The sequence below is a fragment of the Variovorax sp. J22P240 genome, assembly GCF_030316855.1.
GTDB lineage: Bacteria > Pseudomonadota > Gammaproteobacteria > Burkholderiales > Burkholderiaceae_C > Variovorax.
Map to the genome: position 1 here is coordinate 13,609 of NZ_JASZYR010000019.1, position 14,558 is coordinate 28,166.

At 66.9% G+C, this 14,558-nt stretch carries 14 protein-coding genes; 5 read left to right on the top strand and 9 right to left on the bottom strand.

The window, feature by feature from the left end; translation table 11 throughout:
• Positions 1-3: 3 nt before the first annotated feature.
• Positions 4-603 carry a 2-hydroxychromene-2-carboxylate isomerase gene (locus tag QTI24_RS27860; RefSeq protein ID WP_286604865.1) on the bottom strand — a complete coding sequence of 200 codons (600 nt, stop codon included), beginning with the start codon at positions 601-603 and terminating at the stop codon, positions 4-6.
• Between the two features lie 74 nt (positions 604-677).
• On the opposite strand from QTI24_RS27860, the gene QTI24_RS27865 reads away from it, so the two are divergent.
• Together QTI24_RS27865 and QTI24_RS27870 are read left to right on the top strand one after the other, a co-directional pair.
• Entirely contained in the window at positions 678-1,424 is a 747-nt protein-coding gene (locus QTI24_RS27865) for an SDR family oxidoreductase (RefSeq protein WP_286604867.1), read from the top strand.
• Between the two features lie 14 nt (positions 1,425-1,438).
• Positions 1,439-2,080, top strand: coding sequence for a MarC family protein (locus tag QTI24_RS27870; protein WP_286604997.1), 642 nt, complete (start codon positions 1,439-1,441; stop codon positions 2,078-2,080).
• A 9-nt stretch (positions 2,081-2,089) separates the two neighbouring features.
• On the opposite strand, the gene QTI24_RS27875 is transcribed toward QTI24_RS27870, so the two are convergent.
• From QTI24_RS27875 to QTI24_RS27895, 5 genes are read right to left on the bottom strand one after another with little or no spacing between them, the layout of a single operon-like run.
• Positions 2,090-2,554 carry a metallophosphoesterase family protein gene (locus tag QTI24_RS27875; RefSeq protein ID WP_286604868.1) on the bottom strand — a complete coding sequence of 155 codons (465 nt, stop codon included), beginning with the start codon at positions 2,552-2,554 and terminating at the stop codon, positions 2,090-2,092.
• A 22-nt stretch (positions 2,555-2,576) separates the two neighbouring features.
• Positions 2,577-3,257: an ABC-type transport auxiliary lipoprotein family protein gene (locus tag QTI24_RS27880; protein ID WP_286604869.1), complete on the bottom strand. Its 681-nt coding sequence runs from the start codon at positions 3,255-3,257 to the stop codon at positions 2,577-2,579.
• Between the two features lie 11 nt (positions 3,258-3,268).
• Complete coding sequence (locus QTI24_RS27885; protein WP_286604872.1) at positions 3,269-4,246, bottom strand: MlaD family protein; 978 nt, start codon at positions 4,244-4,246, stop codon at positions 3,269-3,271.
• Positions 4,247-4,251: 5 nt separating this feature from the next.
• Positions 4,252-5,106, bottom strand: a complete 855-nt coding sequence (locus QTI24_RS27890) for an ABC transporter ATP-binding protein (protein ID WP_286604873.1) — start codon at positions 5,104-5,106, stop codon at positions 4,252-4,254.
• On the bottom strand, positions 5,103-6,272 hold the full coding sequence (locus QTI24_RS27895; RefSeq protein ID WP_286604874.1) for an MlaE family ABC transporter permease: 1,170 nt from the start codon (positions 6,270-6,272) through the stop codon (positions 5,103-5,105). Before QTI24_RS27895 ends, QTI24_RS27890 begins: the two co-directional genes overlap by 4 nt.
• A 202-nt stretch (positions 6,273-6,474) precedes the next feature.
• Between QTI24_RS27895 and QTI24_RS27900 the strand changes: the two genes are divergently transcribed.
• The 3 genes from QTI24_RS27900 to QTI24_RS27910 all read left to right on the top strand — a co-directional run bounded on the left by QTI24_RS27900 (position 6,475) and on the right by QTI24_RS27910 (position 10,816).
• Entirely contained in the window at positions 6,475-7,986 is a 1,512-nt protein-coding gene (locus QTI24_RS27900; RefSeq protein ID WP_286604999.1) for a CoA-acylating methylmalonate-semialdehyde dehydrogenase, read from the top strand.
• Between the two features lie 144 nt (positions 7,987-8,130).
• Complete coding sequence (locus QTI24_RS27905) at positions 8,131-9,759, top strand: GMC family oxidoreductase (protein ID WP_286604875.1); 1,629 nt, start codon at positions 8,131-8,133, stop codon at positions 9,757-9,759.
• A gap of 298 nt (positions 9,760-10,057) precedes the next feature.
• The gene (locus QTI24_RS27910; RefSeq protein ID WP_286604877.1) at positions 10,058-10,816 is read left to right on the top strand and encodes a sulfite exporter TauE/SafE family protein; all 759 of its coding nucleotides are present in this window, start codon (positions 10,058-10,060) and stop codon (positions 10,814-10,816) included.
• A gap of 32 nt (positions 10,817-10,848) precedes the next feature.
• Here the strand turns inward: QTI24_RS27910 and mrdA are convergent, their stop codons facing one another.
• From mrdA to mreC, 3 genes are all read right to left on the bottom strand, one after another.
• Positions 10,849-12,819, bottom strand: coding sequence for a penicillin-binding protein 2 (mrdA, locus tag QTI24_RS27915; RefSeq protein WP_286604880.1), 1,971 nt, complete (start codon positions 12,817-12,819; stop codon positions 10,849-10,851).
• 171 nt (positions 12,820-12,990) lie between these two features.
• Positions 12,991-13,512: a rod shape-determining protein MreD gene (mreD, locus tag QTI24_RS27920; RefSeq protein ID WP_286604882.1), complete on the bottom strand. Its 522-nt coding sequence runs from the start codon at positions 13,510-13,512 to the stop codon at positions 12,991-12,993.
• Complete coding sequence (gene mreC, locus QTI24_RS27925) at positions 13,509-14,516, bottom strand: rod shape-determining protein MreC (protein ID WP_286604883.1); 1,008 nt, start codon at positions 14,514-14,516, stop codon at positions 13,509-13,511. Before mreC ends, mreD begins: the two co-directional genes overlap by 4 nt.
• Between the last annotated feature and the right edge of the window lie 42 nt (positions 14,517-14,558).

A 14,558-nucleotide genomic window follows, 5' to 3' on the forward strand; every position in this document is an offset into this window, starting at 1 on the left:
TGGTTATTGCTTTAATGCACGCTCGACGAAATCCAGGCGATCCTGCCCCCAGAAAATTTCGCCGTCGATCACGTAGCTCGGCGCGCCGAACACCTTCGCGTCGATGGCCTGCTGCGTGTATTCCTCGTAGCGCTCCTGCACGGTCTGGCTTTGCGACTGTTCGATGCGGCGACCCGAGAGCCCGCATTCGGCAGTCAACGCCTCCAGCACTTTCGGGTCGGCGATATTACGCTCCTGCACCCACACGGCGGCGAACACCGCGCCGCAAAGCTTCATCGCAGCATCAGTGCCGTCATGCAGGTCGACGGCGACGATCAGCTTGGCCGCATCGTCGCTCGGCACCGGAAAGAACTTTGGCTTCGGATTCAGCGGGATGTCGAGATGCCGCGAGAAGCGCGCCAGCTCGACCAGCCTGTACGCCTGCCGTTGCGGCGCGCGCTTGCCGAGCGGTAGGCCGCCCGACACCGGGAACACGGCGCCGAAATCGATGGGGCACACCCGAACCGCGGCGCCCGACGATTTCGCGAGGGCGGCAAAGCGCGCATGGCCCAGGTAGGTCCAGGGGCTCTGGGGCGTGAAGTAGTAGTCGATGCTGCGGCTCAAGAGCGTCTCCTCGGTGATTTAATCCGTGCGGACAGGTTTTAACTGACGCACGGCTTCCGTGCAGGAGGTGGGTTTTGAACCAGGTGCTCTTGATCACCGGAGGCAGCCGAGGCATCGGCGCCGCGACGGCTTTGCAGGCGGCGCGGCGCGGCTACGCGGTCGCGGTCAACTACGCGAGCAACTCGCTGGCCGCCGACGAGGTGGTGCGAACCATCCGCGCAAACGGCGGCACCGCGATCACCGTGCAGGCGGACGTCGGCGACGAGGCGCAGGTGATGGCGATGTTCGAGAAGGTCGACGCCAAGCTCGGACGCCTCACCGCCCTGGTCAACAACGCCGGCGTGGTCGACATGCAGGCGCGGGTCGACGAGATGAGCGTCGCGCGCCTCGAGCGCATGCTGCGCATCAACGTCATCGGCAGCTTCGTCTGCGCCCGCGAAGCAGTGCGCCGCATGAGCACGAAGCACGGCGGCAGCGGAGGCGTCATCGTCAACTTGTCGAGCGCCGCGGCCCGGCTCGGCTCGCCGGGCCAGTACGTCGATTACGCCGCAAGCAAGGGCGCCATCGAAAGCTTCACCATCGGGCTGGCCAAGGAAGTCGCGGACGAAGGCATCCGCGTCAATGCGGTGCGGCCCGGGTTGATCGATACCGAGATCCACGCCTCCGGTGGACTTCCCGACCGCGCGTCCCAGCTCGCACCGACCGTGCCGATGAAGCGCACCGGCAGTGCCGAGGAAGTCGCCAACGGCATCGTCTGGTTACTCTCGGACGAAGCGAGCTACGTCACCGGCACCTCTCTCGACGTGACGGGCGGTCGTTGATGGCCACGCCCACGATGGACCTGATCAAGCCGCTGATCACGCTGCTGGCCATTGTCAATCCGCTCGCCATCGTTCCCTTCTTCATCCACTACACGCAGGAATGCACGGAGCACCAGCGCAAGCGCACGGCCTGGGTGTCGGCCTTCAGCGCCTTCGTTGTCATTGCCGTGAGTGCTCTCCTGGGATTGCAGCTGCTGTCCTTCTTCGGCATCTCGATCGCGAGTTTCCAGGTCGGCGGCGGTATGTTGCTGCTGATCAGTTCGCTCAACATGCTCAATGCGCAGCCGGCCGAATCCAAGACCAGCAAGGACGAGATCCGCGCCACGGAGGTGAAGGCCTCGCTCGGCGCGTCGATCGCGGTGGTGCCGCTGACCATTCCGCTGCTCACCGGTCCGGCCACCATGTCGACCGTGGTCATCTTCGCCGACCGGACGCAGCACGTCTGGGAGCTGGCGATCCTCGTCGGCTACGGCGTGGTGATCGGCCTGGCGACCGGCATCACCTTCTCGCTCGCGGAGCCCATCGCGCGGGTGCTCGGAAAGACCGGCATCAACGTGATGACGCGGCTGATGGGCCTGATCCTCGCGGCGCTGGCCGTGGAAGTGATGGCGGATGGGCTCGGCACGCTGTTCCCGGTGCTGCATCGGGCGCTCTGATCGAGCGCCCTAACCCACCGGCAGTTCGACGATCCGAGGCGTGACGGCGTCGCCGTCCAGCAGGAGTTCGGCCACTGCGATAGGCAGGCGGAAGCGCTTCGGCCCGGCGCTGCCAGGATTGATGCACAGCACGTCGCCGCGCATCTGGACCAGTGGCCGGTGCGAATGCCCGGACACCACGACGCGAATACCCTCGGCGGCCGGATCGATGCGCAGATCCGCAAGGTCGTGGATGGCGTAGAGGCGCAGCCCGCCGATTTCGATCAAGGCCGTCTCCGGCACCATCTCCGCCCACGGCCCGTTGTCGTTGTTGCCACGCACCGCGGTCACCGGCGCGATGGCAGCCAGGTCATCGAGGATGCGCTGCGACCCGATGTCGCCGCCATGGACGATGTGATCGCAGCCGCGCATGAAGGCGAGGGCTTCGGGCCGAAGCAGCCCGTGCGTATCGGAAATCAGGCCGATGCGTTGCATGCGGCAATGGGTGCGGTGCGTGTCAGCGGATCTGGTCCACCCAGGCGACCAGATCGGCCGCGACCGCATCGCTGGCCGCCGCGAGCGCCTTCACACCGCCGGGCGCGTCGTTGCTCGGTGCGGGCCGTTGGGCCGTGAAGGTGCGTTGCGCCAGCACGCGGTCGCCACCGGGATTGCTCCGAATCAGCGTGGCACTGATGCGCACCAGCCCCGCGCTGCTCGTCGGCGATTCAAAGAAATGGCTGAACTCCTCCAACGAAAGACGCAGCGTGTCGGGCACACGGCCTTCGGTGCGGGCGATCGTCGCGCTCTCCTCTGGACCCAGCACCGTGTGGCCGACCGCGAGCGCCTCGCGCACGCGCTGGCGCACCAGCTGGGCCGGCGCCTGGCTCCAGCGCGACTGGCCATAGGGACGCAGTTCATTGGCGTCGGCATAGCCGAGGCGGTAGAGCATCTGCGTGCCGTCGAGCCGAGAGGTGGCATCGATCTCGGCCAGCGCGATCGGCGGCAACGCAGGCTTGGGGGCGATCGAAGCCGGCGCACTGGACGCTGCACCGGGTCCGAAGTCATACAAGGTGGCGCGCGCTGGCTTGTCCGGCAGCGCGCCGCAACCCGTCGCCAGCAGCAGCACCACCACGCCGCCCAGGCCGGAGAGCCGCGCCCACGAGGCACCGGTCGCGAAGTTTTTCAATGCGTCGTACATGGTCATTACCTTCAAGGGCGCGCGGCCGGCGAGGAGAAGCCGGGCTCGCCCGGGCCCGCGAGGGCGCCGCCGTTGCCGAACAGCAGCGATTGCGGGTTGTCGTTGATGCCGTCGGCCGCACGGCCGAGCCGGCGCACGGCGCGGGAGGTGTCGTCCGCCACGCGATTCACGCGCGGCAGCGTCGCGTTGTTGAAGGACTCCACCGCCTGCGACAGCGCCTTGGTGCCATCGCCCAGCCGGTCGATCGGGCCGTCCGCGGCGTTGAGACGGCCGACCGTGGTGTTGAGGTTGTTCGCCACACGGGAGACATCGGAGGCTGCGGCCTTGACAGTGACCAACGTGTCCTTGGTCCGATCCACAAGCGGCGGCAAGGCCTTCAGCGCCGGGTTGAGCCCCGTCTTCACCGTGTTGTCCAGCGACTGCGTGAGCTGGTTGGCGCTGGCCGCGGCCAGCGAGATGCTCTCCAGCGCGTCGGCGATGCGCTTCTGGTTGTCGTCGCCCAGCAGCGTGTTCACGCGCCGGGTCGCCTCCTCGACCTTGCCGATGATCGCCTCGCCACGATCCTGCAGTTGCGCCAGCAGCGAGGGCTTGAGCGGAATGCGCGGCGGCTCGTCGTTGTTGGGCACGAGCGCCACTTGCGATTCACCCTTGTCGTCGAGCGCGATGAAGGCCAGTCCCGTCACGCCCTGGTAGCTGAGCGTCGCAAAGGTCGAGGTCGTGAGCGGCACACGCTCGTCGACCGTGATGCGCACGCGCACATTGCCCTTCACCTTCGGGTCGAAGTCGATCGAGGCAACCTTGCCGACAGCGATGCCGCGGTAGCGCACCATCGCCTGCGGCTGCAGCCCGCTGACCGGATCGCGCGTGGAGAGTTCATAGAGGTTGCGCACGGTGTCGTCGCGCGTGAGCCAGACGACCAGCGCGACGAGCACGGCGATCAGGCCAAGCACGAAGGCGCCGGCAGCGAGGGCATGGGCCTTGTTTTCCATGGCATCTACCTTTCAGTTGATGGGGTCTGGCTGCCGGATGGCCGTCCCGCGACGGCCACGGGCGCCGACCCGTCATGCAGGGCTTCCATGGCACGCTGGCCACGGCCGCCGAGAAAGTACTCGTGGATGAACGGATGCGGGTACGCGATCACGTCGCGCGCCGTCCCGGCGACGATGACCTTCTGGTCGGCCAGCACAGCGATGCGCGTGCTCAGGTCGAAGAGGGTGTCGAGGTCGTGCGTGACCATCACCACCGTGAGACCGAGCTCGCGGTGCAGGCCGCGCAGCAGGTCGCAGAAGCCGTCGGCGCTTTCGGGGTCCAGGCCGGCGGTGGGCTCGTCGAGCAGCAGCAGCGGCGGGTCCATGATCAGCGCCCGCGCGAGCGCCACGCGCTTGATCATGCCGCCCGACAGATCCGACGGGCTCTTGGTCGCCTGCTGCGGAGACAGCCCCACCATCTGCAGCTTGACCAGTGCGGCATCGCGAATCAGGTCGTCGGGCAGCAGCTTGAGTTCCCGCAACGGGAAGGCGATGTTGTCGAGCACGCTGAAGGCGGAGAACAGCGCGCCATGCTGGAACAACATGCCGACGTTGGCAGCGCCCATTGCGCTGAGCTGCCCCGGCGGCCGGCCCAGCACGCTGACCTGGCCCTTCGTCGGATGCTCCAGCCCGAGAATCTGGCGCAGCAGCACGGTCTTGCCGGTGCCGGAGCCGCCCACGAGCGAGAGCACCTCGCCGCGCATGATCTTCAGGTCGAGATCGCGATGCACCACCTGGTCGCCGTCGGGCGACTTGAACACGGTCCAGAGCTTGCGGATCTCCACGACGCTCGTCGTGTCGCTGGTCGGGGTATCAGTCATGCGCGCAATCCCACACCCTTGAACAACACGGCAAAGAGCGCATCGACCAGGATCACGATGGTGATCGAGGTCACGACCGAGGAGGTGGTGCCGCGGCCGAGGCTCTCCGTGTTGGGCTTCACCTTCATGCCGAAATAGCAACCGATCAGCGCGATCAGGATGCCGAACACCGCCGACTTGGACATCGCGAGCCAGAGGTTCGACAGCGGCACCGCGCGCGGCAGGGCCGAGAGGAAGTACGACGGCGAGATGTCGAGCGACAGGTCGGCCGCGATCATGCCGCCGAGCAGCGCCGCCATCGAGGTCCACATGCTGATCAGCGGCATGGCGATGGCCAGCGCCAGCACCCGCGGCATCACGAGCCGGAAGCCGTGCGGAATGCCCATCACGCGCATGGCGTCGAGTTCCTCGGTTACCCGCATCACGCCGATCTGCGCCGTGATGGCCGAACCGGAGCGGCCGGCGATGAGCACCGCGGCCAGCACCGGCCCCAGCTCGCGGATCAGCGAGAGGCCGAGGATGTTGACGATGAAGGTCTCGGCGCCGTACTGCCGCAACTGCTGCGACGTGAGATAGGCCAGCACGATGCCGATGAGCAATCCCACCAGCGCCGTGATGGGCAGCGCGGTCGTGCCGAACTGGTAGAGCTGGCCCGAGAAGTCGCGCCACGGTCCGCGGTGCGGTGCGCGGATCAGCTTGCCCACGTCGAGGGTGAGCTGCCCAATGAGACGGAGGAAGTCGCGCGCGACGAACATCACGCGCGGACCGTTGTGCGCAAAGGCCTTGAAGCGGTCCGCCAGCGTCGGCCCCGTGTCGACAGGCGCCATGCAGGTGTAGAGCGCGACCTGATCGAGCACGGCCTTGTGCTGCGAATCCATTTCGAGGTGTGGCGGCCAGGCCTTCTGCCAGTGGTTCCAGAGCAGTTGGGCGCCGATGTGGTCGAGCTGTTCGATGGGCCGCAGGTCCCAGCGCCGATCGTCCTGCGCCGGGACGCATTCGAGGTCCTGCGAGACGGACTCCCAGGCGTTGGGCGACGACATCGCCAACGCGGTCCAGCGGCCGCTTGCGACGGCCCAGTGGGCGCCTTCGTGGTCGCGCTCTTCGACACGCGGCTGCACGCTGGCCGCGTCTTGCGCGTCGGCGGGCGATGGCGGGTCGATGGACATGGAGTGAAGTGACCGGAGTGAGATGGGGCGGCTAAAGACGCAGCATCGTAACCGCGTGCGTCTGCGCCAGACCTCCCGATCCACCCCCATCGGCGTAGGCGTTCGCGCAATGCGCGAGCGTTTGCCACAATGTCCGGCTGAGCCGAACTTACCCCTTTTCCGCAATCAGCCAGCCCCGCGCCGGCAGGAGAACGCCATGCAGATGAGCAAGACCCCGATCCACCACTACATCGGCGGCCGCGTCGTCGCCCCGAAATCCACCCGTGCGCAGGACGTGTTCAACCCGGCCACGGGCGCCGCGACCGGCAGCGTGGCGCTCGCCAACCGCGCCGACGTCGATGCGGCGGTCGCCGCCGCGCAGGCGGCTTTCCCCGCCTGGGCCGACACCCCGCCGATCCGCCGCGCGCGCGTGATGTTCAAGTTCCTCGAACTGCTGAACAAGCACCGCGACGAACTGGCGCACCTGATCACCGCCGAGCACGGCAAGGTCTTCACCGACGCGCAAGGCGAGGTCACCCGCGGCATCGACATCGTCGAGTTCGCCTGCGGAATTCCCCAACTGCTGAAGGGTGACTACACCGACCAGGTCTCCACCGGCATCGACAACTGGACGCTGCGCCAGCCGCTCGGCGTGGTGGCTGGCATCACGCCCTTCAACTTCCCGGTGATGGTGCCGATGTGGATGTTCCCGGTCGCGATCGCGGCGGGCAACGCCTTTGTGCTGAAGCCCAGCCCGACCGACCCGAGCCCCTCGCTGCGCATGGCCGAGTTGCTGAAGGAAGCCGGACTGCCCGACGGCGTGTTCAACGTCGTGCAGGGCGACAAGGAAGCCGTCGACGCACTGCTGGAGCATCCGGACGTCAAGGCCATCAGCTTCGTCGGCTCGACGCCGATCGCCAACTACATCTACGAAACCGGCGCCCGCCACGGCAAGCGCGTGCAGGCGCTCGGCGGCGCCAAGAACCACATGGTGGTGATGCCCGACGCCGACATCGACCAGACCGTCGACGCGCTGATCGGCTCCGGCTACGGCTCGGCCGGCGAGCGCTGCATGGCGATCAGCGTCGCGGTGCTGGTGGGCAATGCAGCCGACAAGGTGCTGCCGCTCCTGGCCCAGCGCGCGAAGACGCTCAAGATCAAGAACGGCACCGAGCTGGACGCCGAGATGGGTCCGATCGTCACGCGGGCAGCGCACGAGCGCATCACCGGCTACATCGCGCAGGGCGAGAAAGAAGGCGCCAAGCTGGTGGTGGACGGCCGCGGCTTCGAGGGCAAGAGCGCGGGCGAAGGCTGCGAAGAAGGCTTCTGGATGGGCGGCACGCTGTTTGACAACGTCACGCCCGACATGCGCATCTACAAGGAAGAGATCTTCGGTCCGGTGCTCTCCTGCGTGCGCGTGCACGACCTGAAGGAAGCGGTGGACCTCATCAACGCGCACGAGTTCGGCAACGGCGTCTCCTGCTTCACGCGCGACGGCAACGTGGCGCGCGAGTTCTCGCGCCGCATCCAGGTCGGCATGGTGGGGATCAACGTGCCGATTCCGGTGCCGATGGCCTGGCACGGCTTCGGCGGGTGGAAGAAGAGTCTCTTCGGAGACATGCACGCCTACGGCGAAGAGGGCGTGCGCTTCTATACCAAGCAGAAGTCGATCATGCAGCGCTGGCCGGAGAGCATCGGCAAGGGCGCCGAGTTCGTGATGCCCACATCGAAATGACGGCCCCCCTGCTTTTCACTCCGCTGCGCTGCGTGTAATTCGCCACCCCCCGAGGGGGAGGCGTGGCTCGCCTTGGGGCGGCCCGGCGGCGGCCGCATACTCGCGGGCGCCCGTTTCAGACAACAAGAGAGACAAGCCACGCCAATGAGCGACACCACTTTCGACTACATCGTCATCGGAGCCGGCACCGCCGGCGCGCTGATGGCCAATCGTCTGAGCGCCGACAAGCAATGCCGCGTGCTGCTGATCGAGGCGGGCCGCAGGGACGACTACCACTGGATCCACATTCCGGTCGGCTATCTCTATTGCATCGGCAATCCGCGCACCGACTGGCTCTACAACACCGAGCCGGATGCCGGGCTGAACGGCCGCACGCTGCGCTATCCGCGCGGCAAGACGCTCGGCGGCTCGTCGAGCATCAACGGGATGATCTACATGCGTGGCCAGTCGCGCGACTACGACCAATGGGCGCAGCTCACCGGCGACGACGAATGGCGGTGGAACAACGTGCTGCCCGCCTTCAAGAAGCACGAGGATTACTACCTCGGCGCCGACGATCTGCACGGTGCCGGCGGTGAGTGGCGCGTGGAGAAGCAGCGCCTGCGCTGGGACATCCTCGACGCCTTCGCCGAGGCCGCCGTGCAGGCGGGGGTGCCGCACAGCACGGACTTCAACCGCGGCAGCAACGAGGGCGTGGGCTATTTCCAGGTCAACCAGAAGAACGGCTGGCGCTGGAACACGGCCAAGGCCTTCCTCCGTCCGACCTGCTATGGCCGCCCGAACTTCGAGTTGTGGACCGGCGCCCAGGTGTCGCGCCTCATCCTCGAAACACAGGCCGACGGCAGCCGGCGCTGCACCGGCGCGCAGGTGTGGGACGGCCACGAATCAGTGATGGCGCATGCAACGCGCGAAGTGATCCTGTGCGCAGGCAGCATCGGGTCGCCGCAGATCCTGCAGCTCTCGGGCATCGGGCCGGCCGACCTTCTGCGCCAGCACGGCATCGAGGTCGCACTCGACGCGCCGGGTGTGGGTGCCAACCTGCAGGACCACCTCCAGATCCGCGCGGTCTACAAGATCAAGGACGCGCCCACGCTCAACGTGCTGGCCTCCTCGCTCTACGGCAAGGCGAAGATCGGCATGGAGTACCTGCTGAAGCGCAGCGGCCCGATGAGCATGGCGCCGTCGCAGCTCGGCGCGTTCACGCGCAGCTCGCCGGTGCACGAGTGGCCCAATCTCGAATACCACGTGCAGCCGCTCTCTCTCGATGCCTTCGGCGAGCCCCTGCACAGCTTTCCGGCCTTCACCGCCAGCGTGTGCAACCTGAATCCGACCAGCCGTGGCACGGTGCGCATCAAAAGTCCCCGCTTCGAGAATGCGCCCGCCATCGCGCCCAACTACCTGAGCACCGACGAGGACCGCAAGGTGGCCGCCGATTCGCTGCGCGTCACACGCAGGATCGCCACCCAGCCGGCCCTCGCGAAATATGGCCCCGAAGAATGGAAGCCTGGCGCGCAGTACCAGAGCGACGAGGAACTCGCGCGCCTGGCCGGCGACATTGCGACAACCATCTTCCACCCGGTGGGCACCACGAAGATGGGCCGCGAGGACGACCCGATGGCGGTGCTGGATTCCCGCCTGCGCGTTCGGGGGATCGCGGGCCTGCGCGTGGTCGACGCCGGTGCGATGCCCACCATCACCAGCGGCAACACCAACAGCCCCACCTTGATGATGGCCGAGAAGGCGGCTGCCTGGGTTCGCGAAGCGGCACGTTGATTTTTCGCGTTTCCATTTGTTGCAGTGACGGGTAATCCCCGATGCACTGGCACGGTGCGCCGAACTAAAGTCACGCCACTCGCAAACGGGCCTGCCCGCTGCGCGGGGGACCGAGGAGACATCTTTAGCAAAACCAGAACAATCGACAAAAGGCATCCGGACGAGATGCCGTTTTTTTGAACAAGGCGCCGCTGGTCGGCGCCTTTTCTTTTGGTCGATCTGACGCGCGCCTGGCTGTGCAGATGCTGAGTCCGTTGCTACGAAATCGATAGCAACCTGGGTGAGACAATCCGGCCCCATGGAAATTGTGGTGCTGACTCTCGCCTCGCTGTTCGCGGGCTTCGTCGATTCGATCGTGGGGGGAGGCGGCCTGATCCTGGTGCCGGTTCTGTTCAGCGTGCTGCCCGGCACGGCGCCCGCGACGCTCCTGGGCACCAACAAGAGCGCCTCGGTCTGGGGCACCGCGGCGGCCACGGCGCAGTTCCACCATCGCGTCGGGCTTCGCTGGCGCACCTTGCTTCCCGCAGGCGCTCTCGCCTTCGCCGGGTCGATCGCCGGGGCATGGGCCGTGACGGTCGTCCCGGGCGATTTCCTGCGCAAACTCCTGCCCGTGATCCTCGTGGTGCTGCTGCTCTATACGCTCGCACGAAAGGACATGGGCAGGCATCACGCGCCGCGCTTCAGCGGCCAGGCAGAGTTGATCGCCACCGCCGCGATCGGCTTCGCGCTCGGCGTGTACGACGGATTCTTCGGCCCCGGCACGGGCAGCTTCTTCGTGTTCCTGTTCGTGCGCTGGCTGGGCTACGACTTCCTCAATGCCGCCGCCTCAGCCAAGCTTCTCAACACCATGACCAACCTCGGCGCCTTGCTCTTGCTAGGGCTCAAGGGCCATGTGCTGTGGCACTACGGGCTGGTGATGGCGGTGGCCAACGTGGCCGGCAGCGTGATCGGCGCGCGCGTGGCCATCAAGCACGGCGCAGGCTTCGTGCGCAAGGTCTTTATCGTCGTGGTGGGCGCGTTGATCCTGAAGACGGCGTACGACGCGTTCCTTCGCTGAGGCCCGTCGTGACGGCAGGTGTGCAGCCGCCGTCAGGGTGCGGTCGTCGCGGTCGCGGCGGCCGAAGGCCATGCGACCTCGCTGGCGACCCGCGGCTTTCCGATCGGCGCTGTGGCCTTGCCGATTCGGATGGCGGCCATGTCCGCCTCGCTCGGGTACTGGTCCATCAACCAGTAGTCGAACACGCGGCGCGCGATCGGCGCCGCCGCACCCGCACCCCAGCCCGCGTTCTCGACGATGAGGGCTACGGCGATCTTCGGATCGTTGGCCGGCGCGAAGGCCATGAAGAGCGCGTGATCGCGCTGGTGCTCTTCGAGCGCCTTGGCGTTGTACTTCGTGTTCTGCGCCATGCCGACCGCTTGCGCCGTTCCGGTCTTGCCGGCCGCCTGATAGCCCGCGCCTGCGAAGACGCCGCGTGCGGTGCCTGCATTGACCACCGCCACCAGGCCCTCCCGCACCACCGCGACGTTGCCGGGGGTGATGCCCAGGCTCAGCGCGGGCGGCTGCTCGATGGGCCTTACCTGTCCGGTCACCGTGTCACGGATGGCCAGACCGAGGTGCGGCTTGTGCTTCATGCCGCTGTCGGCCACGATCGCTGTCGCCTGCGCCAACTGCAGCATCGTGAAGGTGTTGTACCCCTGCCCGATGCCAAGGGAGATGGTTTCGCCCGCGTACCACTTCTTCTGCTCGGGGCGCTTGTAGGCGTTCCGCTTCCATTCGGTGCTGGGCAACACGCCGCGCACCTCGCCGCCGAGGTCGATCCCCGTGATCTGGCCGAAGCCGAGCGGCTTCATCGCGTCGTGGATCAGGTCCACGCCCATCTCGTTGGCCAGCGAGTAGTAGTAGATGTTGCTCGACAACTGGATCGAGCGCCGCATGTCGACGCCGCCGATGTTGCCTTCGGGGCTGCCGAAGCGGTGCCCGCCGAAGTTGAAGTAACCCGGATCGTTCACCACCACGCTGGGCCCGCGCTTGCCGGTCTGCAGCGCCGCCAGCGCCATGAAGGGCTTGTAGGTCGAGCCCGGCGGATAGGTCCCCCGCAGTGCGCGATTGAGCAGCGGCTTGTCGATCGATTCGCTGAGCTCCTTCCAGCTTTCCGTGTCGATGCCTTCCACGAAGAGGTTCGGATCGAAGGTCGGCTTGCTCACGAAGGCCAGGATCTCGCCGGTCCTCGGGTCCATCGCGACGAGCGCGCCGCGCCGGTCGCCGAACATGTCCTCCACCAGCTTCTGCAGCTTGATGTCGAGCGACAGCATGACGGTGTTGCCCGGCGTCGCGGGATGCGCGGCGAGCCGCCGCACCGCCCGGCCGCCAGCGGAGGTTTCCATCTGCTCGACGCCGGTCTGGCCATGGAGCGTCTTCTCGTAGCTCTGCTCGATCCCGAGCTTGCCGATGTATTCGGTGCCCTTGTAGTTGGCGAGGTCCTCGTCCTCCCAGTCTTCCATCGCCGCCTTCTCGGCCTGGTTGATGCGGCCGATGTAGCCCAGCACATGGCTCGCCAGATCACCGTTGGGGTAGTTGCGGAACAGCCGCGCCTTGATCTCGACGCCAGGGAAGCGATAGCGCTGCGCCGCGAAACGGGCCACCTCCTCGTCGCTCAGCCGCGTGCGGATCGGCACAGAGTCGAAGCTGCGCGAATCCTCCCGCAGCCGCTTGAAACGTCGGCGGTCGCGCGGCGAGACCTCCACCACCTCGGTGAGGCTCTCGATCGTCTCTTCGAGATTGCCCGCCTTCGACGGTGTGATCTCCAGCGTATAGGCCGAATAGTTCGACGCCAGCACGATGCCGTTGCGATCCAGGATCAGCCCGCGATTCGGCACCACCGGCACGATGGCCGTGCGATTGCTCTCCGCCTGCTCCGCGAGGTCGTCATGGCGCACCACCTGCAAATAGACCAGCCGCGCGCACAGCAACCCGAAGGCCGTCAGCACGACAAGGCCGATCACGATCACCCGACGCCGGAAGCGCGAGAGGTCGGCAGCAACATTGCGGATCTCGGTCATGAAAAATCAGCTTAAACGGCCAAAACAACGGAAGCAACCAACGGGCGGCGAGGCGAAGCGAGCCCCAATTCGAGGGGCGCGCCGCGCACGGCCGCCCGAAGCGGCCGCGCCGCCCCCGGCAGGGGGTTGGCGAAGCGACACGAAGTGCGCGAAGCCTGGGGGCGAGCCCAATTAGAGGGGACGGTTGGCATCTGGTTCCGGCGTCCGACGCTGAGGCGCCAGCAACACGATGCTGACCAGTGGCCACAGGGCGGCTTCGATCACCGGTGCAATCAGCAGCGACCATCCCGGAAATACACCGCCGCCAATCATGCGGATCGCGAGTTCGATCAGATGCGACAGCGCGAACAGCGGCAATACTTGCAGCGCCTGCGAGATCACAGGGAACCACAGCAGCCGACGGTGGATCATGATCGCGAAGAAGCCCAGCGTGGTGTAGGAGAGCGCATGCTGGCCCAGCATGGCCGCCTGGTGCACGTCCATCAGCAGGCCGAAGACAAAGGCCGCGCCGATGCCGATGCGCATCGGCTGGTGCACGCTCCAGAACACGATCACCAACGCGAGCAGGTCGGGCGTCCACGCGGCACGGCCCAGCGGCACCATGTTGAACAGCAGCGCAGCGATGAGGCTGCCCCACATGAACAGCGGGCTGACGGGCAGCAGAAGCTGCTGCTGACCGGGACGCATGATCATCGCGGTGCCTTTGCCTTCTTGTCGCTCTTGGCATCGGCCTTTGCGTCAGCCTTTGCGTCGGCCTTGGCCGCCTTGGCGTCCGCACGATCGGCCTTCTTCTTGGCCGCGGGGCTCGCGGCCGCGGTCGGCGCGGGCCGGGGCACGGCTTGCGCGCCGATCGGTGCCAGCACGAGCACGTAGCGCGCCGCCGTCACATGCCCCACCGGCAGGAGGTGGATGCGCGCGAAGGCGGAGTCCGCGCGACGTTCGATGCGGTCTATCTTGGCAACCGGAAGGCCCGGCGGGTAGACGCCATCGACGCCGCTCGTGGTGAGCATGTCGCCCTCCTGCAGATCGGCATTGGCGGCCATGAAGCGCAGTTCGAGCCCGCCGCCGTGGGCGCTCGCGTCACCGAATGCGACGCTGCGGGCGCCGGTGCGCACGTTCTGCACGGGAATGGACAGGTCTCGGTCGATCACCAGGGTGATCTCGCTCGAGAACGGCAGCACCTGCGTGACCTGCCCGAGCACCCCGTGCTCGTCGATCACCGGCGAGCCAGCCACGATGCCGTTCGTCAGGCCCTGGTCGATCACCAGCTTGCGCGTATAGGGGTCGGCAGTGTCATACAGCACCTCGGCCACTCGCCCGGGGGTCTGCGTGGTTTCGCGCAGTTCGAGCATCGCGCGCAGCCGCGCGTTTTCCTGCGCGAGCGTGTCGGCCTGGCTGGCGCGCTCGGACTGCAGGGCGAGCGCTTTGCGGGCAACCGCTTCGTTGCTCTGCGCCGTCTGCAGGTCTTCGAGGTAGCGACTTCCCTCCACCGCGAGTTGCACCGGCTTCAGCGCCAGCCACTGGATGGGATAGAGCACCGCGCCGATGGCCGTGCGCAGCGGCTGCACGATGTGGAAACGCGCATCCGCCACCATCAGGAACAGCGCGAGCGCGCTGAAGAAGATCAGCTTGCTGAGCGCCGAAGGCCCCTGGTTGAACAGAGGTGGCGCGGTGCGATCGAGCGTGCCGAGCGGCATGGCGGGAAGACTGCTTTAAATTGAAAAAGCCGGCCCTGCGCA